At 75.4% G+C, this 24,458-nt stretch carries 22 protein-coding genes; 12 read left to right on the forward strand and 10 right to left on the reverse strand.

The window, feature by feature from the left end:
- The first annotated feature begins 14 nt into the window (after positions 1-14).
- Genes ACI784_RS05280 through ACI784_RS05290 form a run of 3 tightly spaced genes read left to right on the forward strand, consistent with a single transcriptional unit; the run spans position 15 to position 3,906 of the window.
- Positions 15-1,220 carry a cupin domain-containing protein gene (locus ACI784_RS05280; RefSeq protein WP_457012720.1) on the forward strand — a complete coding sequence of 402 codons (1,206 nt, stop codon included), beginning with the start codon at positions 15-17 and terminating at the stop codon, positions 1,218-1,220.
- Positions 1,217-2,467, forward strand: a complete 1,251-nt coding sequence (gene fahA / locus ACI784_RS05285) for a fumarylacetoacetase (RefSeq protein ID WP_457012721.1) — start codon at positions 1,217-1,219, stop codon at positions 2,465-2,467. The genes ACI784_RS05280 and fahA overlap by 4 nt, the downstream gene beginning before the upstream one ends.
- Positions 2,468-2,502: 35 nt before the next feature.
- On the forward strand, positions 2,503-3,906 hold the full coding sequence (locus tag ACI784_RS05290) for an aldehyde dehydrogenase family protein (protein ID WP_457012722.1): 1,404 nt from the start codon (positions 2,503-2,505) through the stop codon (positions 3,904-3,906).
- A 72-nt stretch (positions 3,907-3,978) separates the two neighbouring features.
- Here ACI784_RS05290 and ACI784_RS05295 read toward each other — a convergent pair whose 3' ends face one another.
- The gene (locus ACI784_RS05295) at positions 3,979-4,731 is read right to left on the reverse strand and encodes an SDR family NAD(P)-dependent oxidoreductase (RefSeq protein WP_456922520.1); all 753 of its coding nucleotides are present in this window, start codon (positions 4,729-4,731) and stop codon (positions 3,979-3,981) included.
- 201 nt (positions 4,732-4,932) lie between these two features.
- Here ACI784_RS05295 and ACI784_RS05300 point away from each other — a divergent pair, with 201 nt between their 5' ends.
- The gene (locus ACI784_RS05300) at positions 4,933-5,625 is read left to right on the forward strand and encodes an IclR family transcriptional regulator (protein WP_456922521.1); all 693 of its coding nucleotides are present in this window, start codon (positions 4,933-4,935) and stop codon (positions 5,623-5,625) included.
- 156 nt (positions 5,626-5,781) lie between these two features.
- On the opposite strand, the gene ACI784_RS05305 is transcribed toward ACI784_RS05300, so the two are convergent.
- The gene (locus tag ACI784_RS05305; protein ID WP_456922522.1) at positions 5,782-6,000 is read right to left on the reverse strand and encodes a LuxR C-terminal-related transcriptional regulator; all 219 of its coding nucleotides are present in this window, start codon (positions 5,998-6,000) and stop codon (positions 5,782-5,784) included.
- A gap of 234 nt (positions 6,001-6,234) precedes the next feature.
- Between ACI784_RS05305 and ACI784_RS05310 the strand changes: the two genes are divergently transcribed.
- Together ACI784_RS05310 and ACI784_RS05315 are read left to right on the forward strand one after the other, a co-directional pair.
- The gene (locus tag ACI784_RS05310) at positions 6,235-7,281 is read left to right on the forward strand and encodes an AraC family transcriptional regulator (RefSeq protein WP_457012723.1); all 1,047 of its coding nucleotides are present in this window, start codon (positions 6,235-6,237) and stop codon (positions 7,279-7,281) included.
- A gap of 58 nt (positions 7,282-7,339) precedes the next feature.
- Positions 7,340-8,689, forward strand: a complete 1,350-nt coding sequence (locus tag ACI784_RS05315; RefSeq protein ID WP_457012724.1) for a diacylglycerol/lipid kinase family protein — start codon at positions 7,340-7,342, stop codon at positions 8,687-8,689.
- A gap of 69 nt (positions 8,690-8,758) precedes the next feature.
- On the opposite strand, the gene ACI784_RS05320 is transcribed toward ACI784_RS05315, so the two are convergent.
- The 4 genes from ACI784_RS05320 to ACI784_RS05335 all read right to left on the reverse strand — a co-directional run bounded on the left by ACI784_RS05320 (position 8,759) and on the right by ACI784_RS05335 (position 13,372).
- Positions 8,759-10,534, reverse strand: coding sequence for a SulP family inorganic anion transporter (locus ACI784_RS05320; RefSeq protein ID WP_457012725.1), 1,776 nt, complete (start codon positions 10,532-10,534; stop codon positions 8,759-8,761).
- A 33-nt stretch (positions 10,535-10,567) separates the two neighbouring features.
- Positions 10,568-10,816, reverse strand: a complete 249-nt coding sequence (locus tag ACI784_RS05325) for a three-helix bundle dimerization domain-containing protein (RefSeq protein WP_457012726.1) — start codon at positions 10,814-10,816, stop codon at positions 10,568-10,570.
- Between the two features lie 98 nt (positions 10,817-10,914).
- A complete protein-coding gene (locus ACI784_RS05330; RefSeq protein WP_457012727.1) occupies positions 10,915-11,634 on the reverse strand; it encodes a CPBP family intramembrane glutamic endopeptidase in 720 nt (239 codons plus the stop codon).
- Positions 11,635-11,644: 10 nt separating this feature from the next.
- On the reverse strand, positions 11,645-13,372 hold the full coding sequence (locus tag ACI784_RS05335) for an alpha/beta hydrolase (protein ID WP_457012728.1): 1,728 nt from the start codon (positions 13,370-13,372) through the stop codon (positions 11,645-11,647).
- A gap of 105 nt (positions 13,373-13,477) precedes the next feature.
- Between ACI784_RS05335 and ACI784_RS05340 the strand changes: the two genes are divergently transcribed.
- Positions 13,478-15,460, forward strand: a complete 1,983-nt coding sequence (locus tag ACI784_RS05340; protein ID WP_457012729.1) for an alpha/beta-hydrolase family protein — start codon at positions 13,478-13,480, stop codon at positions 15,458-15,460.
- Positions 15,461-15,529: 69 nt separating this feature from the next.
- On the forward strand, positions 15,530-16,021 hold the full coding sequence (locus tag ACI784_RS05345; protein ID WP_456922530.1) for a hypothetical protein: 492 nt from the start codon (positions 15,530-15,532) through the stop codon (positions 16,019-16,021).
- Between the two features lie 28 nt (positions 16,022-16,049).
- Here ACI784_RS05345 and ACI784_RS05350 read toward each other — a convergent pair whose 3' ends face one another.
- Positions 16,050-17,369 carry a cation:proton antiporter gene (locus ACI784_RS05350; RefSeq protein WP_457012730.1) on the reverse strand — a complete coding sequence of 440 codons (1,320 nt, stop codon included), beginning with the start codon at positions 17,367-17,369 and terminating at the stop codon, positions 16,050-16,052.
- Between the two features lie 281 nt (positions 17,370-17,650).
- On the opposite strand from ACI784_RS05350, the gene ACI784_RS05355 reads away from it, so the two are divergent.
- Complete coding sequence (locus ACI784_RS05355; protein ID WP_457012731.1) at positions 17,651-18,670, forward strand: YhjD/YihY/BrkB family envelope integrity protein; 1,020 nt, start codon at positions 17,651-17,653, stop codon at positions 18,668-18,670.
- Positions 18,671-19,126: 456 nt separating this feature from the next.
- Here the strand turns inward: ACI784_RS05355 and ACI784_RS05360 are convergent, their stop codons facing one another.
- The 3 genes from ACI784_RS05360 to ACI784_RS05370 all read right to left on the reverse strand — a co-directional run bounded on the left by ACI784_RS05360 (position 19,127) and on the right by ACI784_RS05370 (position 20,648).
- Entirely contained in the window at positions 19,127-19,654 is a 528-nt protein-coding gene (locus tag ACI784_RS05360) for a DUF1269 domain-containing protein (protein ID WP_456922533.1), read from the reverse strand.
- Between the two features lie 44 nt (positions 19,655-19,698).
- Positions 19,699-19,974 (reverse strand): SHOCT domain-containing protein, encoded by a 276-nt coding sequence (locus ACI784_RS05365; protein ID WP_456922534.1) that lies wholly within the window; start codon positions 19,972-19,974, stop codon positions 19,699-19,701.
- 95 nt (positions 19,975-20,069) lie between these two features.
- On the reverse strand, positions 20,070-20,648 hold the full coding sequence (locus ACI784_RS05370; protein WP_456922535.1) for an HdeD family acid-resistance protein: 579 nt from the start codon (positions 20,646-20,648) through the stop codon (positions 20,070-20,072).
- Between the two features lie 115 nt (positions 20,649-20,763).
- Between ACI784_RS05370 and ACI784_RS05375 the strand changes: the two genes are divergently transcribed.
- The 3 genes from ACI784_RS05375 (at position 20,764) to ACI784_RS05385 (ending at position 24,280) form a co-directional block, all read left to right on the forward strand.
- Positions 20,764-21,213 (forward strand): hypothetical protein, encoded by a 450-nt coding sequence (locus ACI784_RS05375; protein ID WP_457012732.1) that lies wholly within the window; start codon positions 20,764-20,766, stop codon positions 21,211-21,213.
- On the forward strand, positions 21,207-22,655 hold the full coding sequence (locus ACI784_RS05380) for a DUF2252 domain-containing protein (protein WP_457012733.1): 1,449 nt from the start codon (positions 21,207-21,209) through the stop codon (positions 22,653-22,655). The genes ACI784_RS05375 and ACI784_RS05380 overlap by 7 nt, the downstream gene beginning before the upstream one ends.
- 116 nt (positions 22,656-22,771) lie before the next feature.
- Entirely contained in the window at positions 22,772-24,280 is a 1,509-nt protein-coding gene (locus ACI784_RS05385; protein WP_457012734.1) for an HNH endonuclease signature motif containing protein, read from the forward strand.
- The last annotated feature ends 178 nt before the right edge of the window (positions 24,281-24,458 follow it).

A 24,458-nucleotide genomic window follows, 5' to 3' on the forward strand; every position in this document is an offset into this window, starting at 1 on the left:
AGGAGGCACACCCGATGGCGTTCTACCGGCAGGTGGGCAGCATCCCGCCGAAGCGGCACACCCAGCACCGTCGTCCCGACGGCGGGCTGTACTACGAGGAACTGGTCGGTGAGGAGGGCTTCTCCTCGGACTCGTCGTTGCTGTACCACCGCGGCGTCCCGTCGGCGATCGTCGACGCCCGCCCGTGGCAGCTGCCCGACCAGTCGCTCACCCCGAACGCGCCGCTGGTGCCCCGGCACCTGAGGCTGCACGACCTGTTCCCCGGCGAGGAGCACAAGGCCGTCGACCCGGTGACCGGCCGCCGGCTGGTGCTGGGCAACGCCGACGTGCGCATCTCCTACGCGGTGTCGTCGCTGCCCTCGCCGTACTACCGCAACGCGACCGGTGACGAGTGCGTCTACGTCGAGCGCGGATCCGCCACCGTGGAGACGGTGTTCGGCGCCATCGACGTGGCGCAGGGCGACTACCTCGTCATCCCGCGGACGACGACGCACCGCTGGATCCCGACCGGCAGTGAGCCGCTGCGCACCTACGCCGTCGAGGCCAACAGCCACATCAGCCCGCCCAAGCGCTACCTGTCCCGGTACGGGCAGTTCCTCGAGCACGCCCCGTACTGCGAGCGCGACCTGCGCGGCCCGGCCGAACCGCTGCTCGGTGAGGGCACCGACGTCGAGGTCTACGTCAAGCACCGCGGCAACGGCCCGGGCGGGCTGGCCGGCACGATCCACGTCGTCCCGGAGCACCCGTTCGACGTGGTCGGCTGGGACGGCTGCCTGTACCCCTACGCGTTCAACATCGCCGACTTCGAGCCGATCACCGGCCGGGTGCACCAGCCGCCGCCGGTGCACCAGGTGTTCGAGGGCGCCAACTTCGTGATCTGCAACTTCGTGCCGCGCAAGGTGGACTACCACCCGCTCTCGGTGCCGGTGCCCTACTACCACTCCAACGTCGACTCCGACGAGGTCATGTTCTACGTCGACGGCGACTACGAGGCGCGCAAGGGCTCGGGCATCGGCAAGGGCTCGATCTCCCTGCACCCGGGCGGCCACAGCCACGGCCCGCAGCCGGGCGCGGTCGAGAAGTCCCTCGGCGTCGAGTTCTTCGACGAGACCGCCGTCATGGTCGACACCTTCCGCCCGCTGGACCTGGGGGAGGCCGGCACCGCCTCGGACGACGGGAAGTACGCCTGGAGCTGGTCGGGCCGGGGGCCGTCGGCATGAGAAACCCCCACGACGACGCTCCGCCGGCGCTCCACGTCTCCGCGGGGACCCCGAGAGGGAGCTGGCTGGACCTCCCACCCGGCACCGGCTTCGGCCTGGCCAACCTGCCCTACGGCGTCTTCTCCACCGCCGGCACCGCACCGCGCACGGGGATCGCCATCGGCGAGCACGTGCTCGACCTGGCCGCCGCCACCGGGGACGACGTGCACGCCACCGGCTCGCTCAACGCGTTCATGGCCCGCGGGCCGCAGCCCTGGGCGCAGCTGCGGGAGCAGCTGACCGACTGGTTCACCGACGCCGCGCACCGGGAGGCGGTCGAGCCGCATCTCGTGCCGCGGTCCGAGGTGACGCTGCACCTGCCGGTGGAGGTCGCCGACTACGTCGACTTCTACAGCTCCCAGCACCACGCGGAGAACCTCGGCCGGATGTTCCGCCCGGACTCCGCGGCGCTGACGCCCAACTGGAAGCACCTGCCGATCGGCTACCACGGGCGCTCGGGCACCGTGCAGGTCTCGGGCACCCCCGTGCTCCGCCCCAGCGGGCAGCGCAAGGCGCCGGCCGACGACGCGCCCACCTTCGGCCCGTCGCAGCGGCTGGACATCGAGGCCGAGGTCGGCTTCGTCGTCGGGACGCCGTCCGAGCTGGGCCGGCCGGTGCCGGTGGCCGACTTCCCGCAGCACGTGTTCGGCGTCTGCCTGGTCAACGACTGGTCGGCCCGCGACCTGCAGGCGTGGGAGTACGTGCCGCTGGGCCCGTTCCTCGGCAAGTCCTTCCTCACCTCGGTGTCGCCGTGGGTGGTGCCGCTGGCCGCACTGGAGGCGGCCCGGGTGGCCGCCCCGGCCCGCGACGTGCCGCTGCTGCCCTACCTCGACGACGCCGAGCACCCCTGGGGGCTCGACCTCACCCTCGAGGTCCGGCTCAACGGCGAGCTCATCAGCTGCCCGCCGTTCGGCCAGCTGTACTGGACCCCGGCCCAGCAGCTCGCGCACATGACGGTCAACGGCGCCTCCCTGCGCACCGGCGACCTCTACGCCTCGGGCACCGTCTCCGGCCCCGGCAGGGACCAGCGCGGCTCGTTCATCGAGCTCTCGTGGGGCGGCACGGAGCCGCTGACCCTCGCCGACGGCACCACCCGCACGTTCCTCGAGGACGGCGACGAGGTCACCATCACCGCCACCGCGCCCGGGCCCGACGGCACCCGGATCGCCTTCGGCGAGGTGTCCGGCCGGATCGAGCCGACGCCGTGAGCTCCCCCTCCCCCACCACACCGAAGGACATCGGATTGACTCCGTACGAGAGCCTGCTGGCCGCCGTCACCGACCCCGCCGGCCGCGCGGTCCTCGACCCGGCGACCGGCGAGGTCGTGGGCCGGGTGGCGCTGCGCTCCACCGACGACCTCGACCGCGCCGTCGCCTCCGCCCGCGCGGCGCAGCCGGCCTGGGCGGCCCGCGCCGACGCCGACCGCGTCGACCTGCTGCTGCGCGCGGCGGACGCGGTCGAGGCGGCGGCCGAGCCGCTGGCCGAGTTGCTCTCCCGGGATCAGGGCAAGCCGCTCAACGGCCCCAACGCGCGTTTCGAGGTCGGCGCCTGCGCCGCCTGGCTGCGCGCGACCGCCGCCACCGAGCTGCCCGGCGGGACCGTGGTCGACGACGGGGAGACCTCCGCGGTGCTGCGCTACCGCCCGGTCGGCGTGGTCGGCGCCATCGGTCCGTGGAACTGGCCGATGATGATCACGATCTGGCAGGTCGCCCCGGCCCTGCGCATGGGCAACACCGTGGTGGTCAAGCCCTCGGAGTACACCCCGCTGAGCGTGCTGGCCCTCGTCGAGGTCCTGAACGGCGTGCTCCCCGCCGACGTGCTGAGCGTCGTCGCCGGCGAGCGGGAGGTGGGCGCCCGCCTGTCGGCCCACCCCGGCGTGGACAAGCTGGTGTTCACCGGCTCCACCGCCACCGGGCAGGCCATCATCCGCAGCTCGGCCGACACGGTGAAGCGGCTGACCCTGGAGCTCGGCGGCAACGACGCCGGCATCGTGCTGCCCGACGCCGACCCGCGCGCCATCGCCGAGGACCTGTTCTGGGGTGCGTTCATCAACACCGGCCAGACCTGCGCCGCCCTCAAGCGGCTGTACGTGCACGACGACGTGTACGACGAGGTGTGCGCGGCGCTGGTCGACGTGGCGAGGGCGATGCCGATGGGCCGCGGACTGGACGAGCGGAACGTGCTGGGCCCGCTGCAGAACCGCGCGCAGTACGAGGTCGTCGCGCGGCTGGTCGAGGCCGCCCGCGAGGCCGGCGCCAAGGTCCTGCTCGGCGGCGACCCCGACCCCGAGGCCCCCGGCCACTTCTACCCCGCGACGATCGTGGCCGACGTCGACGACGACAACCCGCTGGTGGCCGAGGAGCAGTTCGGTCCCGCGCTGCCGATCGTGCGCTTCGAGGACCTCGACGAGGCGGTCGCCATGGCCAACGGGCTCGACGTCGGCCTCGGCGCCTCGGTGTGGAGCGGCGACCGGGAGGCGGCCCGCGCCGTGGCGGCCCGGCTGGAGGCCGGCACGGTCTGGATCAACTCCCACGGCGGTGTGCACCCGATGGTCCCCTTCGGCGGGGTCAAGCGGTCCGGGTACGGGCTGGAGTTCGGCGTGGAGGGCCTCAAGTCGGTCGCGGTCCCCCAGGTGGTCAACGGCTGAGGGCACCCGGCGGCGCCCCGACACCTCCCGGTGCCGGGGCGCCGCCGCGTCGTCCCGAGCCGTACCCGGCTGCTACTGCGCCGTGTAGCCGCCGTCGACGGTGTACTGCGCTCCCGTGACGAACGCCGCCGCATCCGACAGCAGGAACGTGACCACCTCCGCCACCTCCTCCGCGGTGCCGAGCCTGCCGATCGGGTGCCGACCCGCCAGGGCGTCGTACAGCTCGGCGGGCACCTGCCGCAGCAGCGGGGTCTCGATGTAGCCCGGGTGCACGGAGTTGACCCGGATGCCGCGAGCGGCGTAGCCGAGGGCCGCCGCCTTCGTCATGCCCGCCACGCCGTGCTTCGCGGCGACGTACGGCAGCGACGCCGGGGTGCCGACGAGCCCGAGGATCGACGACACGTTGACGATCGCCCCGCCTCCGGCCTCGAGCATCGGCGGGATCTCGTACTTGAGCCCGAAGAACACCGAGTCGAGGTTGACGGCCATGAGCGCGCGGTAGCCGTCGACGTCGATGTCGGCGACGTCGCCCCTCGGCCCACCGATCCCGGCGTTGTTGACCGCGAGGTGCAGTCCACCGAACTCGCTGACCGCGAGCGCGACCGCGGACTCCACCTGCCCGGGGTCGGTGACGTCGCCGACCGCTGCGACCGCCCTGCCGCCCGCCGAGACGATCTGCGCGACGAGCCCGTCCGTGCCCTCCTGCGAGAGGTCGTTCGCGACGATGCTCGCCCCGCCCGCGGCGAGCTGCAGCGCGACGGCCCGGCCGATGCCCGATGCCGCGCCGGTGACGAGGGCCGTCCTGCCCGTGAAGTCGAATGCCATGCCCACGCTCCTCCTGTGTCGGGACCATGCACCTGTCGGGACCGTGCACGCCGCCGCCGATCGGTGGAGCCCCGCCCGTCGCACCCGGCGGAGCAGTGGACCAGCCCGGCCGAACGCCGGTCCACCCCGGTCCTGCGCCTCCGCCGCGGCCCCTGAGGGCGACCGTAGGCTGGACCAGCGGACGACTCCGGGAGGACGGCGATGGCGGCAGAGGACGGCGGGGGAACGCCCCAGTCGCAGACGTTGGACCGCGGGATCCGGATCCTCGAGCACCTCGCCGCCGTGGGCACCCCGCAGCCGATCGCCGACATCGGCCAGGCGCTGGGCCTTCACCGGTCGATCACCTACCGGCTGCTCCGGACGCTGGAGGACCACCAGCTCGTCGAGCGGGACGCCGTCGGGCACTACTGGCTGGGTCTGGGCGTCGCCGGGCTGGCCCGCGGCGTGCGGACCGACCTCCAGGCCGCCGCGCTGCCCCGGCTGAACGAGCTGGTCGCCGAGCTGGGCATGACCGCCTTCCTGGTGGTCCGCACCGGGGACGAGGCGGTCACCGTGACCAGCGTCGAGCCGCAGGACACCGCCGCGCACATCGTGTACCGCCCCGGCACCCGCCACCCCGTCGGCCGGGGGGCGCCCGGGCTGGCGCTGCTCATGCCCGACGCGCCGTCCCCCGAGGACCGTGCCGCGCTGACCGAGGCGCGCCGGGTCGGCTGGGCCAGCTCCCACGGCGAGGTGATCCCCGGCATCCGGTCGATCGCCGCGCCGGTGCTCGGCCCCGACGGCGGTGCCCGCGCCGCGCTCGCGGTGGTCTTCGTCGACGAGGGCGCCGACGCCGAGCGGGTCGGGCGGGCCGTGACCGCGGCCGCGCAGAAGGTCGCGGCCGGCCTCCGCTGAGCCCTCCCCGGGAGGGCCCTCTCCGTGCCGGACCCCGCCAGGCGGACGCGCCACGGACCCGGGGGCCCTCTGTCGCCCGCCCGGCGGGGCTGCACCCAGTGTGAGCAGGAACCGCGGGCGTCGCGACCCGGCGGCCGAGCAGCGCCGCGCGACCGCTCAGATGACGCCGAGCTCGCGGGCCTCGTCGACCATCCCGCTACGCGCGGTGACCGCGAGCTTGCGCCGGACCCGGCGGATCCGGGTGCGGACGGTGTTCCTCGTGACCGACATCCCCACGGCGATCTCGCGCGTCGACCGGCCCGCCGCCAGGTGCCGCAGCAGTTCGAGGTCGCGGTCGCCGAGAACCCGGGACCCGTCCGGCAGGGGTCCCGTCACGGCGCCTGCTCCCCCGTCGGAAGCCGCGCGGGGGCGCAGGACGTCCGGGCCGACTGCACCGGAGGGAGACGGCATCGGTCCTCCCGGGGGGGTGCACGGGCCGAGGGGCGGTGGGACACCTGACTCGGTCGCCCGCCATCCGACCGCGTCCACGCTAGCCAGGCGCGGCGTCATGGGCTTTACGCATCAGGTCCGGCTCCTTACCTTTTGGCGCATCGCGGAGGGGGAACGGCCATGCGCCCACGCGTCCGGACGGCCTCGCTCACCGGGTACGCCGGCCTGGCCCGGTCGCTGGGGCTGGACCCGGCGGACCTGACGGCCCGGGTGGGGCTGGACCTCGCCGACCTCGACGTCCCGGACCGGTGGGTCCCCGCCGCACCGGTGGCCCGCCTCCTCGAGCTCTCCGCCCGGGGATCGGGTCGCGCGGACTTCGCCCTGCGCCTGGCCGGGCTCCGCCGGCTGGGCACCCTCGGCCCGATCAGCGTGGTCCTCCGCGACGAGCCGGACCTGCGCAGCGCCATCGACCTGCTGATCCGGTACGAGCGCGCCTACAACGAGGCGCTGCACCTGCGCCTCGACCAGGTCGACGGCGCGGCCACGGTGGCGGTGTGGCTCGAGTTCGGCGAGCCGGTACCGGTCGGGCAGGCGCTCGACCTGGTCATGGGCGCCGGCCTGGGCGTCGTCCGCATGCTGGTCGGCGCGGACTGGAAGCCCCTCGCGGCCACCTTCGCCCACCCCGCGCCCGAGGACCCGGAGCCGTACCGCGCCCTGTTCGGCCCGGACGTGCGGTTCGACCAGGCGGTCACGGGACTCGTGCTGCCCGCGCGCGACCTGAGCGCCCCGGTCGTCACGTCCGACCCGTCCGTGCGGCCCTACGCCCAGCAGTTCCTGCACACCGTGGTCGCGCCCGCGGAGCCGACCGCCGCCGTCCAGGTGGCGGAGGCGGTGCAGCTGCTGCTGCCGCTGGGACGCTGCTCGATGGACGAGGTGAGCCGGCACCTCGGGCTGCGCCCGAGGGCGCTGCAGCACGCCCTGGCCGACGAGGGGCAGACCTTCTCCGCGGTCCTGCACGCCACCCGGGCCCGGCTGGTCGAGCGCTACCTGCCCGCCGACCGGTACTCACTGACCGAGGTCTCCCAGCTGCTCGGCTTCCGGGCGCCGAGCGCGTTCACCCGGTGGTTCCACGAGCGGTTCGGCACCAGTCCGAGCGAGTGGCGGCGGGCCGCTCGCGACGCGGCGGCCGAGGACGGAGACGGAGCGGGAACCGTCCGGGGAGGGTGAGCAGCAGGTCCGCCCCGGAGCGGGACCATCGCCGGACGGCGGCCCCGGGAGGTGCGTGGTGGCTTCGGTGCATGCCCGGCGGTGGTGGGCGCGAGCGTCCCTGGCCCTGGTCGCGGCGGCGTTCGTCCTCCTCCTGGCCTTCGCCGGGGACGGCGGCCTGTGGCTGGTGCTCCTGACCGCGGCGGGCGCCGCCCTCGTCGTGGCCTCGCTGTTCTGGTTCCTGCTGCACCGCGGGCCGGTGCGCTGGCTGGCCCTCGCCCTGGCCGTGGCCACACCGGTGGTGCTGGTCGTGGTCTTCGCCGCCGCCGACCTGCTGTGGGTGGCCGTGGTCGCCGCCGTCCTGCAGGCCGCCGGCGTGGCGTCCGCCCGCACCGCGCTGCGCCCGGACCGGTCGGAGTGGGCGCTGCCGGTCACCGAGGTCCCGGCACCCCAGCGGCCGTTCGTGCTGATGAACCCGCGTTCCGGGGGCGGCAAGGTCGGCCGGTTCCGGCTGCGGGAGCAGGCCGAGGAGCTCGGCGCGGAGGTGGCGCTGCTCGACCGGCCCGGCACCGACGTCCAGCAGCTGGCCCGGGACGCCCTCGCCCGGGGCGCGGACCTGCTCGGCGTGGCCGGGGGTGACGGCACGCAGGCGCTGGTGGCGCAGGTCGCGGCCGAGCACGACGTCCCCTTCCTGGTCGTCAGCGCCGGCACGCGCAACCACTTCGCCCTCGACCTCGGGCTGGACCGCGAGGACCCCAGCCGCTGCCTCGACGCGCTGCGCGACGGCGTGGAGGCCCGGATCGACCTCGGTGAGGTCAACGGGCGGCCGTTCGTCAACAACGCCTCCTTCGGCGCGTACGCGGAGATCGTCGAGAACCCCGCCTACCGCGACGACAAGCGCGGCACCACCCTGGAGGCGCTCCCCGACCTGCTGAGCCACCGGCGCGGGGCCCACCTGCAGGCCGTGGCCGGCGAGCTGGTCGTGGACGGGCCGCAGGCGGTGCTGGTGAGCAACAACCCCTACGAGGACTCCGACCTGGCCGGGATGGGCCGGCGGTCCCGCCTCGACCGCGGGGTGCTCGGCGTGATCGCGGTCCGGGTGGACACCGCCCGGCAGGCGGTCGGGCTGCTGCAGGGCGCCCACCAGCGCGGGGTGCAGGGCACCGAGGCCGCCGAGGTCGTGGTGACCGCCGACGTCCCCGAGGTGCCGGTGGGCATCGACGGCGAGACGGTGCGGCTGTCGACCCCCGTCCGCTGCACCGTCCGCCCCGGGGCGCTGCGGGTCCGGCTCCCGCGGGAGCGGCCGGGGATCCGGCCGCCGCGGGGGCGCCTGCAGTGGGCGGCGCTGTGGAACCTGGCGATGGGCCGGTCGCCCGCGCCTCCCGTCCCGGCTCCGGACCGGCCGGCCTCCGTGGGGCCGGAGGCCTGAGAGTGGGGCCTGAGGCCTGAGACCGCCCGGGCCGAGGTCCGGGCCCTCAGGACGCCGAGGTTCCGGCCCTCAGGACGGGGACGGCCGCGTCGGTGGCTCGAGGGCCTCCGGGGCGGGCGGCTCGAGGGTCTCCGAGGCCGGCGCGGGCCGGGGCACCGGCCAGGTGGCGCCGGTCTCCCGGCGGAACGCGTCCACCGCGGCCTCCACCGTGGGGAAGAAGTGCTGCGGCTGGATCTCGTGGGTCAGCCCGTAGCGCTCGATCTTGCGGCGGACCGGGTCCTTGAGCTCGGCGAACACCAGCGACTGCCCGCGCTCGTCGAGCAGCCGGTCGAGGTCCTCCAGCACGTCGGCGGCCGTGGTGTCGACGTCGGTGATCGGCTCGGCGGCGACCAGGATCCACCGTGGCGCGGGGTCGCTGCGGGCGATCGCGGTGACCTCGTCGCGGAAGGTCTTGGCGTTGGCGAAGAACAGCGGTGCGTCGAACCGGTAGATCACCAGCCCGGGGAGCCGGCGCGCGTCCGGGTAGGAGCGGACGTCGTGGTACCCGGCCACGCCGTCGGCCAGCCCGAGGACCGTCTGGTACGGCCGCCAGGCCCGGCGGAAGACGTTGAGGATGGACAGGCCGACCGCGATCGCGATGCCGGGCAGGACGCCGAGCAGCGCCACCCCGGCGAACGCGACGATCGACAGGCTGAACTCCACCCGGCGCTGGTGCCACAGGCGCGCGGTGCCCGGCAGGTCGGCCAGCGACAGCGACGCGGTGATCACCACGGCCGCCAGCGCGGACTGGGGCAGGTCCCGGAACAGGCCGGGCAGGAACACGATCATCACGATGATGAGCGCGGCACCGGTGACGCCGGTGAGCTGCGACCGCATGCCGGCCCGCTCGGCCACCGCCGTGCGGGAGGCGCTCGTGCTGACCGGGAAGCCCTGGAACAGGCCCGCGGCGAGGTTCGCCGCCCCGATGCCGATCATCTCCTGGTTGCCGCGCACCTCCTGGCCGGTGCGCTCGGCGAACGACGACGCCGTGGAGATGGTGTCCGCGAGGGAGACCAGCGCGATCGCGAACGCCCCGGCGAGCAGCGGTGCGACGTCGGACCAGGCGACCGCGGGAAACGTCAGGGGCGGGAACCCCTCCGGCAGGACGCCGACCAGGCTCACGCCGCGCTCCCCCAGGTCGAAGGCGCCGCTGACCGCGATGGCGAGGACCACCATGACCAGCACCCCCGGCACCCGGGGCGCCCACTGCCGCAGGGAGAGGACCACCGCGATGCCGCCGATCCCGACCGCCGCGGCGGCCGGCACGGTCTCGCCCCGCGCCACTCCCTGGACGAAGGCGGCGAACTCCGCGATCAGCCCGTCGGCGTCGACCGAGAACCCCAGCAGCTTGGGCAGCTGGCCGACCAGGATGGTGAGCGCCAGCCCGTTCATGTAGCCGATCATGGTCGGTTTCGAGAGCAGGTCGGCGACGAAGCCCAGCCCCGCGAAGCCGGCCGCGAGCATGACCGCCGCGGTCATCAGGGCCAGCATCGAGGCCAGCGCGACCGCCCGTTCCGGGTCCCCGCCCGCGACCACCAGCGGCAGCACCGTCGCGGCGATCATCGGGCCGAGCGAGGAGTCGGGCCCGAGCACCAGGACGCGGGACGGGCCGAACAGTGCGTAGGCGAGCAGGCAGGTGATCGTCGTGTACAGGCCGGTGATCGACGGCAGCCCCGCCAGCTGGGCGTAGGCCATCCCCTGCGGCACGAGGAGCGTGGTCAGCACGATCCCGGCCACGAGGTCCTTGACCAGCCACGCCCGGCGGTAGCCGGTCAGCGCACGGACGCCCGGGGGGACCGGTGTCATGGCCACCACCTCACGACGTGGGCCGGCCCCTGCTCAGCGGGCCGTCCCGCGGGTGCGGAACACGTCCCGCACGCGCTTCTCCACCAGGATCGGGACGAAGGCCTGCACGCGGGCGCCGGCGAACGTCGCGAGCGCCGCCGCGGCCAGGTCCCGCACCTCCTCGGGGTCTGCGCCGTACTCGCGGGCGACCCGGCCGGCCAGCAGGTCCAGGAACGACGCCCCCGGCGGGGCCGGCAGCAGGCCGTCCTCGTCCGGAGCGACTCCTGCGGCGACGACCGTCACGCTGCACCTCCTCGTGGCCCGGCCCGGGTCCGCCCACGGTCCCGGGCCGGCGTGCCGCGACGCCTCACCCGCGGCGGATGACCGGCGGGATGCGCAGGTCAGCCGCCGGGGGCGTCCAGGCGCCGGGCGAGCAGGCCGAACAGGACGCCGAGCGCGTTGGTCGCCCAGTGCGCCCCGGCGGCGGCCACCACGCTGCCGCTGCGCCGGCGCAGCTCGCCGAAGACCAGGCCGCCGACCGTGGTCAGGACGACGGCGCCCACGACGACCGCGGGGCTGCCCGCGCCCCCGACGGCATCGGAGACGCCGCGGTTGGTCCCGCCGACGTGCAGTGCGGGGAGCACGTGCCACAGCCCGAAGAGCACGGAGGTGGTGACCAGCACCTGCCACGGCCGGCAGTGGCGGGACAGCGCCCCCCACAGCACCGAGCGGAAGGCGATCTCCTCGAGGACCACCGTGCCGAGCGGGATGACCAGCAGCGCGGTGCCCAGCGCCTGCGGCAGCGGCAGGTCGTAGCGGTCGTCCTGGAACGCCGGCCGGGTCGCCGGGAGCAGCACCCCGACGACGTAGACGCCGGCCACCACGGCGACCGCCCCCAGCGCCCACCGGCAGCCCGACCGCAGGCGGTCGCGGCCCAGCCCGAGCTGCGCCCAGGTGAGCCCGTCGGCACGGGCGCAGGCGAGCAGGGCGGCCCCCTCCAGCCCCCGCACCCACCACGGCGGGTGCAGCAGGTGGTCGACGAGGTTGACCGCGACGAGGGTCAGGACGACGGCACCCGAGACCACCCGGTACCGGCGCCGGAGGGCGGCGGACGTCGTCACGCCGGTCCCGTCAGCCGTCACCGACGAGCTGCCGCAGCCGCTGGGTGTCGGCGTCGGTCCAGCCCGGCGGCTGTGCCACCTCCGCCCACGCGTCCACGTAGTCGGCCTCGTACTTGTGCCCGTGGCCGTCCGGCACGCCGGTCGAGAACGCCAGGTCGGCCGTCACCTGCCAGAAGGTCACCACGGGCAGCCAGAACATGTCGGGCGACACGTCCGGCCCCCGCTCGCCCTCGAGCCAGTCGGGGCGGGACAGGAGCAGGCGCGGCGACCACCACACGATCGGGTCGGAGGCGTTCTGCAGGTAGGCGACCCTGGGCTCCTCCCACGGTGCCGGCGGCGCCCCGAGGTCGGGCGCCTCGTCGGCGAACCGCGCGGTCCGGCCCTCGTCGTACACCGGGAGCCACTCCGGCGAGCCGGCGTCCCGGTCGGCCACGAGCCCGCGCCACAGCTCGTTGAAGTTCGGCGGCCCCGCCCACACCACGCCGGCGGTGCGGTTCTCGATGTCGGCCAGCCCGCTGAAGGCGGCCTCCCCGCCGAAGGTGCCCAGGCTCTCCCCGAAGACCAGCAGCAGCGGCCGGTCGTCCGGGGGCAGCTGCGACCAGGTGCCGTACACCGCGTCGAACAGCGCGCGGCCGGCGTCCCGGGCCTTGGCCTGGTCGACGAGGAAGGACAGCCAGCTGGGCAGGTACGAGTACTGCACGGCCACCATCGCGGTGTCGCCGTTGAACTCGTACTCCAGTGCGGCGCTGGCCGCGGGGTCGACCCAGCCGGTGCCGGTCGTGGTGACCACCGCGAGGACGGACCGGTCGAAGCCGCCGGCCCGCTGGAGGTCCCGGACGGCGAGCGCCGCGCGGTCGGCGACGTCGTCGGCCGACGCCAGCCCGGCGTAGGCGCGGACCGGCTGGAGCGCCGGCCGGCCGGAGAAGGCGGTGAGCTCCTCGGGGGTCGGGCCCGCACCGGCGAAGTTGCGGCCCTGCAGTCCGAGGTCCTCCCACGGCACCAGGGAGCCGGGGCCGCCGGACCGCTCGGGGACGGTCGGGCGGACGGCGCCGGCCTCCGTGCCGTCGTCCTTGACGCCGAACGCGGAGTTCGCGGCCCCGACCAGGCCCTGGAAGAGGACCCCGTTGAGCAGGAAGACCACCAGGGCGGTGACCACGACGACGCCGAGCGGCCGGGCCAGCCGCCGCGGCAGGAGCCGGCCGAACCCGCGGACCAGCCGGCGGGCCAGCCACCCCACCCCGCGCGCGATCGCGACGAAGAGCGCGAACACCGCCACCGCGACGACGACGATGCCGATCGAGGAGTACCCCTCGGGCGGCTCGACGCCCATGAGCAGGTGGATCTCCCGCTGCCAGTACGCGCCGAACCCCAGGGCGATCAGGACGAGCGCCGGCCCGACCACGGCCAGGACCTGCCACGCGCGGCGGCGGAGCCGGGCGGACACCCGGCGGTCGGTGACCTCCGCGACGGACCAGGCCACGGCGACCCCGAGGCCGTAGCCGATCGCCGCGGTCACCCCGCCGATGACGCCCTGCAGCAGCCAGCCCCGGGGCAGCAGCGACGGGGTGAGCGAACTGCAGCCGAACAGGACCGCCCCCACCGTCCCGCTCCAGGTGTAGCGCGGCAGCCACCGCGTCCACCGGCGGGCCGGACGCCCCGCGGCCCCGTCAGGGACGTCGACCGGCGGGGCGACGTCGGGCTCGCCGGACAGGGGCCTCGTCGCCGGCTCGGTCGTCATTCCGCACTCCCTCCGGGGAGGGCCGACGCTACGGATCCACCCGCCGCCGGAACTCGCACCAGGAGGATGAGTCGCGGACGGCGGCCCGGGACCACCATCCCGGGCATGCGAGCTGGCGTGCGGACGGGACGACGGTCAGCAGTGCGGCTGCCGGGGCCGGGCTCCCCGCCGGACGTCGCCCTGCTCCTCGCGGCGGCGACCGCCCCCGGCACGTTCGCGCGGTCGCTGTCCCCCCGGAGCGCACTGGACCAGGGCCTGGTGACCGGGCTGGCCACGGGACTGCAGTACCTGCTGTCGGTCGGGGCGCAGGACGTGCTCGAGGCCACCGCCCGGACCCTGGTCCGCGGGACACCGTCCCCGGCCGCCCGGCGCGCCGGCACCATCGCGGTCGACTGCGCGGCGGTGCCCGTCGGGCTCGCCGTGCTGCGTGCCCTGCCACCGCGCGCCGATGACCCGCTCCGGGGCGCCGTGCGGCAGACCGCCTGGCGGCTCGGTGCGACCGGCCTCAGCGGCGCGCTGCTCGGCGGCGCCCAGCTCGGCGCGCACGCACTCGACGACCGCCTCCGGCTCGGCGGGCGCCTGGCCGCCGTCCCGCTGGCGGTCCCCGTCGGCCTGGGCCTGGCCTACGTGCTGGACCGGATCCGTGCGGACCGGCCGGCCGGGAGCACCGACGAGTCGGAGGGTCCGCCGGCGCTGTCCTCCCTGGCCGTCGCGTCGGGCATCGTCGGGTCCCTCGCCGCGGCCGGGTACGCCGAGCACGTCGTCAGCGACCTCGCCGCCCGCCGGCTGGCCGCGGTCCTGCCCGGGCCGCCCGAGTTGTGGCGGCTGGCGGGCCACGCGGGCGCCCTCGCCGGGCTGGGGCTCGGCGTCTCGACGCTGTGGCACCGGGCGATGCGGCGGATCGAGGCGACGACGGCGGCCGACGTCCCGGTGTTCGAGGTGGGCGAGGGCGACCGGTGGGTGCCGCCGACGGTCAGCGGTGGCCCCGGCAGCCTCGTCTCCTGGGAGGGCATGGGCCGCGACGGCCGGCTGCACGCGCTCGCCTCGGTGCGCCCGCGGCCGGTCGCCGACCGACCCGAGGGCGTGCCGGACCTGTCGATCGAGACCGTCATGGGCACGCCCGCACTCGCCGCCCCCGTGCAGGTGTACGTCGGGCTGGACAACGCCCCCACCCCGCGGGCCCGGGTGGACCTCGCGATGGCGGAGCTGGAGCGGACCGGCGCGTTCGACCGGCCGCTGCTGGTCCTCGTCTCGCCGACCGGCACCGGCTACGTCAACTACGTCGCCGTCGCCGCCCTGCAGTACCTCGCGCTGGGCGACGTCGCGACCGTGGCCCTGCAGTACTCCCGCCGGCCGTCGCCGCTGTCGCTCGGCATGGTGCCCCGGGCCCGGGAGCAGAACCGGTTGCTGTGGCTGCGGGTCCTCCAGCGCCTGCGGGAGCGCCCGGGTCGCCGTCCGCGCGTGGTGGTGTTCGGAGAGAGCCTCGGCGCGCACACGAGCCAGGACGTGTTCCTGCACTGGGGGACGCTCGGTCTGGACGCGATGGGGATCGACCGGGCGCTGTGGATCGGGACGCCGTACGGGAGCGGCTGGATGCGCGAGGTCACCCGCGGCAACCGCCTCGACGTCGACCCCGACGCCGTCGCCGTCGTCAACGACCACGCGCAGCTCGTCGACGTCGTCGCGCGGCGTGGCTGCTCGCCGCGCTTCGTCCTGCTCAGCCACGACAACGACGGCGTGACGAAGTTCGGCCAGGACCTGCTCTGGTACCCCCCGGACTGGCTGGGCCCCGCGCGACCGACCCCGCAGGCCGTCGCGGCGGGCAGCCCGCGCGGCATCCCCCCGGCCATGCGGTGGCGGCCGGTGACGACCTTCTTCCAGAGCCTCGTGGACATGAAGAACGCGCAGACCTCCGGGGCGTTCGGCGCGTGGCAGCACGACTACCGCGCGGACCTGCCGCGCTTCCTCAGCACCGTGTTCGAGCTACCCGCGTCCGAGGAGCAGCTCGTCCGGATCGAGGAGACCCTGCAGGTGCGCGAGACCGTGCGCGAGCGGCTGTTCGCCGTCGTCCCCGGGGCCGTCGGCTGACCCGGAGGCCGCGGACATCCTCCTCCAGGGACGGTGCGCCGCCGGTGGGGCGGAGCGAGGCTGCGCGGCATGCGGGCGAGCCTCCAACAGCACCTCGGGTCCCGGCAGGTCGGCAGGGTGGTCTACGGCTCGATCATCGGGCTGGCGCTCGTCGTGGCGCTGGAGAAGCACCCGCCGGCGCCGGGGGTCATGACCGTGTGGCTGCTCGGCACCGCCCTGGCGGTGGGGCTGGCCGAGATCTACAGCGAGATCGTGGGCGTCGAGACGAGCACCCGCCGGCCAGTGACGCGGGCGCAGTTCGGGCACATGGCCGAGGACGCCGGGGCGGTCGGCTTCGGCGTCGCGTTCCCCGCCCTCTTCTTCCTGCTGTCCGCGCTCGGGCTGTTCGCCGTCGACACCGCCTTCACCATCGCGAAGTGGACGGGCCTGGGCCTGATCGGCTTCTACGGGTACTGGGCGGCCCGCTTCGCCGGCGCGGCGCCGCACCGGGCGCTGGTCAAGGGCGCGCTCGTGGCGCTCGTCGGGGCCGGGCTGATCGCGCTCAAGGCGCTCGTGCACTGACCGGCCGGACTCGCCGGATCCGAGCGCCTCACTCCTGAGCCGGCCGCGGGTCGGGCTGCGCCACCTCCGCGGCGTGCCGCCCGGCTCCCCCGCGGTGCGCTCGACGACGGCGCGGCAGTCCCCGCACCGGCAGGTCGGGGACAGCGCCGCCGCGTTCCGGACCGCGGGCCGCCGCGCTCCGGCCGTAGCGCGCGGCCAGCGGCGCGGCGCTGGACCCGTGTGCGAGGACGCTGAGGAGCACGGTGCCCGCGATGACGGCCACGGCCTCGTCGGCGGCCGGGCCCAGCTCCTCCAGCGCGAGCAGGGCGAAGACCAGGGACGCCAGGCCCCGTGGCCCGAACCAGCCGATGAAGGACACGGTGACCCGGTCCAGCCCGGAGCCGGTCAGGGCCAGCGTCACCGGGACCATCCGCACGGCGGTCAGGCTGAGCACCGCGTACAGCGCGAGCGACCACGTCACCCGGTCGAACAGGATCGGTACCGCGATGGCGCCGAACGCCGACCACACCAGCAGCGAGAGCAGGCCGCCGGTCTGCTCGGTGAAGGCCAGCTCGGTGGGGCCGCGCCTGCCCACCGTGGCGCCGAAGGCCAGCCCGCCGCAGAACGCCGCGACGAACCCGTTGCCGTGCACGACCAGCGCCGCGGCGTACGCCGCGAGGGCCAGCGCGAGCACGGCGGGCCCTGCGAAGTCCTCCGCCACCCACCCTCGGTCCCGCGCCCGGCGCAGCGACCACCCGCCGGCCGCGCCGACGGCCACCCCGGTGGCCACGCCGATCGCCAGCTCGAGCAGCGCCTGCGCCAGCCCGGGGGCCTCCACCCGTGACCCCGTCGAGATGGCTCCGGCCAGGGCGAACAGGACGACGGGCGTGGCGATCCCGTCGTTGAGCCCGCTCTCCACGTTGATCAGCCGCCGCACCCGGGACGGCACCGCCGGGTTGGTGATCACCGGCAGGCCCAGAGCGGCATCGGTGGGTGCCAGGGCTGCGCCCACCAGCAGGGCGAGCCAGAGCCCGAGGCCGGGGAACAGCCACGCCGCCAGTGCCCAGCCGGCCACCACGGTCAGCGGCAGCCCCACCGCCAGCAGCCGCACGTACCGCCCGGCGTCGGAGCGCAGGTCGTGGACCCGGACCCGGGCCGCATCGGCGAACAGGACCCAGACGAGGGTGAGCTCGACGAGGGGCGTGAGGGTCTCCGGGGCGGCGCTGGCGTCGACCAGGCCGGCCGCTGCCAGACCGGCGCCGACCACCACGAACACGATCGGGGCGCTCAGGTCCGCCCGCTCGAGCCGCGCCGACACCACGCCCCACAGGAAGACCGCCGCGGCGACGACGAGGACGGCCACCTCCACGGTCGCCCGCCCGCGCCCTCAGCGCCCACCGCGCGCAGGCCGTCGACCCCGCCGCATGGCCGCCTCCTCGCTCGTGTCCGGCGCCGAGCGTCCTGCCCGCGCGCCGACCGCGCCTCGTCCGCTCCGGGCGACCGGGCACCGGGGCTCCGGCGGGCGCACGTCATCCGCGCGGGGGGACGCCGGTCGGTACCGGTGGCCTCCTACCGTCGGCTCCGGCGGGGCCGGGGGGTCGGCACGGCCGTCGCCGCCGTCGCCGGGTGCGCGTCGACGAGGGAGCCGGGATGCGGACAGTCCACGACCTCCGGACGGCCGGGCGCCGGCTGGAGACGACGGTGCCAGGCCGCTCCGTCCGCTCCTTCGTGGCCCTCCAGGGGATCGACCGCGCGACCGCCATCGCCGCCCAGGCGTTCACCGCGTTGATCCCCCTGGTCCTCCTCGCCTCCGGGCTGGCGCCGACGGAACACCGCGACCTGGTCTCCGATCTGCTCGTCCGCAAGTTCCACCTCGAGGGTTCGGCCGCCGACGCGGTGCGCGAGCTCTTCGCGCACCCCTCCACCGCCTCGACCGGCGTGTTCAGCGTGGTGCTGCTCGTCTTCTCCGGCGTCTCGCTGACCCGGCGGATGCAGCGGATGTACCAGGACGCCTGGCGGCTCCCGCCGCGCCGCGGGGTCAGGGGATCGCTCAACGCTGCCCTCGCCCTCGCCGTCCTGCTGGTGGAGATCAGCCTGCTCTTCCTGGTCCGCACGCTGGTCGGCGCGCTGCCGGCCGGCTGGGCGGTGAGCGGGACGATCTCCGTCCTCGGGAGCGTGCTGCTCTGGACGTCCATCCCGTGGCTCCTGCTGGACCGGCGGGTCTCCTGGCGCCGGCTGCTGCCGACCGGGGCGCTCACGGCCGGCTGTGCGGGCGTCTACGCCCTGGCCACCACGGTCTACATGCCCCGGCTGATGTCCACCTACAGCCTGCGGTACGGGCTCTTCGGCGTGACGCTCGCGCTGATCGGGTGGCTGCTGTGCGTCGCGTTCATCTTCGTCACGACGACGATCCTGGCCGCCGAGTTCGACCGCTCCCCCGAGCGCTGGGCCACGCGCGTGCGGACCCGGCTCGGCCTGGAGCAGCCGGCGCGCGAACAGGCGGCCGTGGGCGGCCCCCCGCCGGCGGGCGAGGAGTTGCCCCCCGGCGACGTCCGCCCCGTGCACAGCTGCCCCTCCGCCCCGGGGGCTCGGCGTCTTCCTCGCCACCCGGGTGTCCCCGGGGACCCCGGTCAGGGTCCGGCGACCGGCGAGAAGGACCGGATCTCCTGATGACCGTCGCGGACCAGCGCCCATGACGCCTCCGGCACCTCGGGCCACGCTCCCGGAGCTCACGCAGCGGCTCGGAGACGACGAAGCGGGTGGTGGTGCCGAGCTGGTCGAGCGCTTCCCGGTCGGGGTACAGCTGCCGGGCCTGGGTCACGTCGACGGAGTGGAGCGCGAGCTGGTGCACAGGGTCTCGGTGTCGGTCCATCCCTCGGGGGCCGGTACAGCGACGGGTCGACCGCCGGCACGAGGTCGCGTTCGACCTCGGCGACCGGGCCAGCGACCCGCCCGGTCCACGCGACGTCGACGCAACCAGGACCGCTCGGCGCACACCTCACCCGCGGAGGACGACGCCGCCCGCGGGCCCTCCACGCTGAGCTGCGGGACTCCGCCGGTCGGACCGGGCAGTGCACGCACAGGGCCCGGCTGCCGCAGCAGCCGGGCCCCGGCCCGTGGTCGCGCTCAGCTCGTGGGTGCCGGCGTCCGCGGTGCGGGCGTCACCTGCTCCTCCGCGAACACGTCGCGCAGCTTCTCCTCCTGGTCGTGGCTGAGGTTCGTCTCGACCAGGACCATCTGCTGGCCCGCGAACGCCTCCTTGACCTTGTCCACCACGGCGTCGGACGACAGGACGAACAGCGCGGAGGTCCCCGGCTGGATCTCGTCGCGCATCCGGCGGATGAAGGAGTCGTCGATGCCGACGTCGGCCATGCTGCCGGTCAGGGCCCCCATCGCCGCACCGATCGCCATGCCCAGCAGCGGGATGAAGAAGATGAGGCCGAAGAGCATGCCCCAGAAGGCGCCGCCGAGGGCCCCGGCGCCCGCGAGGTTGGTGAGCTGACGCGTCTTCGGCTTCCTCGCTCCCTCGGGGTAGCTGACGACCGCGGCATCGTGGATCTTGATCAGTTCCCTGCGCTGCAGGTCCCTGAGGGTCGCCTCGGCCCTGTCCGCGCCGTGGGCGGTCGGGAACTTCCAGACGGTCATGGTGGCCATCGACTTCTCCTCTGGTGTGCGCGACCGGACCGGGCGGTCCGGGGTCAGGAGTTGAGGATCTGGCTCTTCTGGAGCTCGAACTCGGCGTCGTCGAGGACGCCGGAGTCCCGGAGCTGGGCCAGCTCGCGCAGCTGGGCCAGCTTCGTGTTGGTGTCCGTGCGCGGCGGGGCCGCCGGCTCGGCGTACTGCGGCTCGGGCGCGTACCGGGCCTGCTGCTCGGCCCACCGCCCGGCCTGGCGGCGGGAGACGCGGTTGGACACGGCGGTGGCCGTGCCGGCGACGACGGCGGTGCGGGCCATGCCCCGCAGCAGTCCTGGCATGTCGACTCCTCTGCGTTGGTCGGTGTTGGTCGGTGCACGGTCGGTCGGTGCGCGCCGGCCCGGCCGGCGCGACGACTGCTCAGCTCGTCGACTGCTCAGCTCGTCGACGAGAGGCCCGGCTCGGTCGCCGGGCGCCAGAACGCGGCGGCCATCAGCACCAGGCCGAGGAAGAGGACCTGCACGCCGAAGACGACGCACAGCACGAGCACGGTCGCCTGCGGCCAGGCGATGGCCAGCACGCCGACGACGACGTTGACGACGCCGAGCGCGAGCAGCCATCCCCAGCCCGGGATCTCGTCCCGCCCGACGACGGCGAGGCCCGCCCGGCCGGCCCCGTGGACGATCAGGGACAGCCCGGTGATCAGCACCAGCGACCACAGGGTGATGCCCGGCCAGACCGCGGCCAGGATGCCGCCGACCACCAGCACGGCCCCGAGCACGACCGACCCCCACCGGTGCCGCTCGGAGTCCCACCCGGCGGCGATCTCGAGCAGGCCGCCGACGACGAAGGCCAGGCCGAGCAGCAGCGCCAGGCTGCGCGCGGCCGCCACGGGGTTGAACAGCAGGGCGATCCCCACGGCCACGACCACCAGGCCGAGCAGCCCGACCGCGATCCGGGCCCCCCTGCGTCCCGGGGGCGCGGTCGCGTAGGGACTGGAGACGTCAGCGGTCATCTCGATTCCTCCCCCGGGTCGCAGTCCAGGGCCCGAGACTCGCCCCCGGCGGGGACCGTGACCTCATCCCCCCTGGATGACGCAGCACCCCCGGCCGGACGGGCACCGTCGCGTCATGAGGCTCAGCTGCGCAGCCGGGATCGGGGCCGCCGTCGTCGCGGCGGCGCTCACCGCGTGCTCGAACTCGTCCTCGCCGTCGGAGGCAGCATCGACGACCGCGGCGTCGTCGGCGTCGTCCAGCGCGGCGGTGTGCCAGGCCGCCGACGAGCTGCGGTCGTCGGTCGCCGCACTGGGCGACGTCAACGTCGTCCAGGAGGGCACCGCCGGCGTGAGCACGGCGTTCGACTCGGTGGAGAGCGCCCTCGCGCAGGTCCGTACGGACGCCGGGGCGGAGTACGCCGACGACGTCGACCGCGTGCAGGCCGACGCCGACTCGGTGCGCTCGGCCCTCGACACGGCGCTGGCCGACGCCTCCGCGCAGACCCTGGGCGCCCTCGCCTCCTCGGTCGGGGTCCTCCTCTCCGACGCCCGGAGCCTCGTCGACGAGATGAGCGCGACGTGCTGACCGCGACCACGGCGTCCCGCGACGCGCGTCCCCTCCGCGACGCCGTCCCGTCCGCGCGACCCACCCCGCGCGAGCGGCGGGCCGCGGGCAAGGCACTGCGCGCCGTCGCCCCCCTCGACGCCCACGCCGAGTCCCCGCGCGCGACCCGCACCCGCGACCCGCTGACCCTGCTCGAGCAGCAGGCGGCCGACCGGCTGGCCGAGCTCGGCCCCATCCGCTACGGGCGGATGCTGGAGTCTCCCTTCGCCTACTACCGCGGCGCCGCACGGGTCATGGCCGCCGACCTCGCCGGCGCGCCCCGGTCCGGCTTGACGGTGCAGATGTGCGGCGACGCGCACGCGGCCAACTTCGGCCTGTACGGCTCGCCGGAGCGGCGGCTGGTGTTCGACGCGAACGACTTCGACGAGACCCTGCCGGGGCCGTTCGAGCACGACGTCAAGCGGCTGGTCGCCAGCCTGGAGATCGCCGGCCGGCACAACGGCCTGTCCCGCAAGCAGCGCAGGGGCCTCACCCTCGCCGCCGCGGCGCGCTACCGCACGGCCATGGCGGAGTTCGCGGCCGCCCGGGACATCGAGGTCTGGTACTCGCGGATCGACGCCGACGAGATGCGCACCGAGCTCGCTCCCCTGCTGGGACCGGCCGCGCGCAAGCGCCTGGACCGGGCGCTCGAGCGGGCGCGGACGCGGGACACCCTGCAGGCGTTCGGCAAGCTGACCGAGGCGGTCGACGGAGGGCTGCGGATCAAGGCCGAGGCCCCGCTGCTCGTACCGCTGCGCGACATCGCCCCCGGAGCGGAGGGCGACAACCCGATCGAGACCTTCCAGACCCTGATCCGGCAGTACCGCGGCTCGCTGCAGTCCGACCGCCGCACCCTGCTGGAGCGCTACACCTTCGTCGACATGGCCCGCAAGGTCGTCGGCGTGGGCAGCGTGGGCACCCGCTGCTGGGTCGTCCTGCTGGTCGGCCGCGACGAGGACGACCCCCTGCTGCTGCAGATCAAGGAGGCCGGCCCCTCGGTCCACGCGGAGTTCGTGGGCCGCAGCCGGTACGTCAACCAGGGGCAGCGGGTGGTGGCCGGCCAGCGCCTCATGCAGCAGGCCAGCGACATCTTCCTCGGCTGGCAGCGGACCGCCGGTGTCGACGGGGTCGAGCGAGACTTCTACGTCCGGCAACTGCGGGACTGGAAGGGGTCGATCGAGATCGACGACCTACGACCCCAGGGGCTGGAGATCTACGGCGGACTGTGCGCCTGGTGCCTGGCCCGGGCGCACGCGCGCTCCGGCGACCGGATCGCGATCGCCGGGTACCTCGGCTCGTCGGCAGCCTTCGACACCGCGCTCGCGGACTACGCCGAGGCCTGTGCCGACGTCAACGAGGACGACCACCGCCAGCTGGCCGAGGCCGCCGCCGAGGGCCGCGTGCAGGCCCGCAGGGACATCTGACGGCGATCTGGCCGCGGGTCGGCACGTCGGACATGCGGACATGTCGGCGGAGGCCCTGCTCGGGTCTGAGCCGGGCATCACCCGGAACTGTCTTAGGTCGAACGTATGTTCGTTTCGTGATCTCGACGGCTGTGCGGCAGACCCCGTTGGAGGGCCGGCTGGTCGCGTGGCTGGGTGAGCGGCCGCTGCTGGGTGGGCGGTTGCCGGTGGCGGCGTTGACCCGGTCGCAGCGGGCCGCGGAGTTGCAGCGGGTGCAGCGGGCGCGGGCGATGTGCGCGGCGTACGAGGCGGAGCTGGTGCTGGGCCTGGCCGAGGACACCCCCGCCACCCTCGATCCGCCGCCGGGGACGCCGGGGGCGCGGACGGGGTCGTGGGCGGCGGACGGGGAGTTGCCGGGGGTGTCGGAGTTCTTCACCCCGGAGCTGGCGGTGGTGCTCAACTGCGGTCGGGGCACCGCCGCGCACCTGGCGGCGCGGGCGTGGGTGTACCGGGGGCATCTGCCGGCGACGTGGGCGGCGCTGGCCGCCGGGGCGCTGGACGAGCCGCGCGCCAAGGTGCTGGCCGAGGTGCTGGAGCACACCGCCCCGGCGGTGGCCCGGTCGATCGAGGCCGAGCTGCTACCCGAGGCCGCCGGTCTGTCGCTGGGGCGGCTGCGGCGGCGGGCGCTGGCGCTGCTGCTGGCGCGCGACGCGGCTGCGGTGGACGCCCGCCGCGAGGACGCCCAGCGGCAGGCCGACGTGCGCGTCTTTCCCTCGCCGCTGGAGGGCATGTCCACGCTGGCCGCCGAGCTGCCCGCCGAGGAGGCCGCCGAGGCCTACGACCTGGTCGACCAGCTGGCCCGGACGGCCCGGGCCGACGGTGATCGGCGGCCGATCGGGCAGCTGCGGGCGGAGGTCTTCTCCGCCCTGCTGCGCCGCCCGGCCGACTCCGGGCTGCCCGCCGTCACCGCGCGCGTGGTGATCACCGCCGCCCTGGCCGCGCTGGAGGGCAGCACGGCCACACCCGGCGCGGTCGACGGGCTGCCGATCACCGCCGGCCACGTCCGCGAGCTGCTGGCCCGCCTGGACGCCCTGGGCCTGCGGGCACCGGCGGGCGGGTCGCTGGGCGTGGCGGTCACCGACGCCGGCGGGCGGCTGCTGGCCACCGCGTCGGCGGCGCAGCTGGCCCGGCTGGCCCGCCGCGGCTGCCCCGCCCACCCCGGCGGGAACTGCGGCTGCCCGGTGCTGGACCGGCCGCCGGCCACGCCGGCCTACGCCCCGACCGCCGCCCAGCGGGGGTTCGTGACCACCCGCGACCGCGGCTGCCGGTTCCCCGGCTGCGGCCAGCCGGTGGGTTTGGCCGACCTGGACCACGTGGTCGCACACGCCGGCGGCGGGGCGACCGACTGCGCCAACCTGTGCTGCCTGTGCCGCTCGCACCACCGGCTGAAGACCTTCGCCCGCGGCTGGCGGTTCGTCCTGGACGACGACGGCACCCTGCACGTCACCACCCCGTCGGGGATCACCCGCAGCACCCGACCACCCGGGCTACGACGGGATGCGCCGCGCGCACCGGCACTCGCACCGCCGTCGGACGAGCCCCCACCACAACCGCCACCGCCGGACCACGACCCGCCACCGTTCTGACCACAGGGCAGGCGATCCGCCGACATGTCCGCATGTCGACGTGCCGACCTGTCGATCCCGAGGTCGGGCGTCGCCCTGAGGACTCTTGGGCAACGTGGCAGCTCTGGGCGACGTGGCTGCTCTGGCGAGGTGGCTGCGCGGGGCGGCTGGCGGATCGGCACGGCAACTGTTGCCGCAG

The sequence above is a fragment of the Geodermatophilus sp. SYSU D01186 genome, assembly GCF_054050215.1.

What these genes read in the sequence shown, in the direction of transcription:
- ACI784_RS05280 (WP_457012720.1), top strand. Translation starts at nt 15, where the DNA reads ATGGCGTTCTACCGGCAGGTGGGCAGCATCCCGCCGAAGCGGCACACC.
- fahA (WP_457012721.1), top strand. Translation starts at nt 1,217, where the DNA reads ATGAGAAACCCCCACGACGACGCTCCGCCGGCGCTCCACGTCTCCGCG.
- ACI784_RS05295 (WP_456922520.1), bottom strand. Translation starts at nt 4,731, where the DNA reads ATGGCATTCGACTTCACGGGCAGGACGGCCCTCGTCACCGGCGCGGCA.
- ACI784_RS05300 (WP_456922521.1), top strand. Translation starts at nt 4,933, where the DNA reads ATGGCGGCAGAGGACGGCGGGGGAACGCCCCAGTCGCAGACGTTGGAC.
- ACI784_RS05310 (WP_457012723.1), top strand. Translation starts at nt 6,235, where the DNA reads ATGCGCCCACGCGTCCGGACGGCCTCGCTCACCGGGTACGCCGGCCTG.
- ACI784_RS05320 (WP_457012725.1), bottom strand. Translation starts at nt 10,534, where the DNA reads ATGACACCGGTCCCCCCGGGCGTCCGTGCGCTGACCGGCTACCGCCGG.
- ACI784_RS05335 (WP_457012728.1), bottom strand. Translation starts at nt 13,372, where the DNA reads ATGACGACCGAGCCGGCGACGAGGCCCCTGTCCGGCGAGCCCGACGTC.
- ACI784_RS05340 (WP_457012729.1), top strand. Translation starts at nt 13,478, where the DNA reads ATGCGAGCTGGCGTGCGGACGGGACGACGGTCAGCAGTGCGGCTGCCG.
- ACI784_RS05345 (WP_456922530.1), top strand. Translation starts at nt 15,530, where the DNA reads ATGCGGGCGAGCCTCCAACAGCACCTCGGGTCCCGGCAGGTCGGCAGG.
- ACI784_RS05355 (WP_457012731.1), top strand. Translation starts at nt 17,651, where the DNA reads ATGCGGACAGTCCACGACCTCCGGACGGCCGGGCGCCGGCTGGAGACG.
- ACI784_RS05360 (WP_456922533.1), bottom strand. Translation starts at nt 19,654, where the DNA reads ATGGCCACCATGACCGTCTGGAAGTTCCCGACCGCCCACGGCGCGGAC.
- ACI784_RS05365 (WP_456922534.1), bottom strand. Translation starts at nt 19,974, where the DNA reads ATGCCAGGACTGCTGCGGGGCATGGCCCGCACCGCCGTCGTCGCCGGC.
- ACI784_RS05370 (WP_456922535.1), bottom strand. Translation starts at nt 20,648, where the DNA reads ATGACCGCTGACGTCTCCAGTCCCTACGCGACCGCGCCCCCGGGACGC.
- ACI784_RS05375 (WP_457012732.1), top strand. Translation starts at nt 20,764, where the DNA reads ATGAGGCTCAGCTGCGCAGCCGGGATCGGGGCCGCCGTCGTCGCGGCG.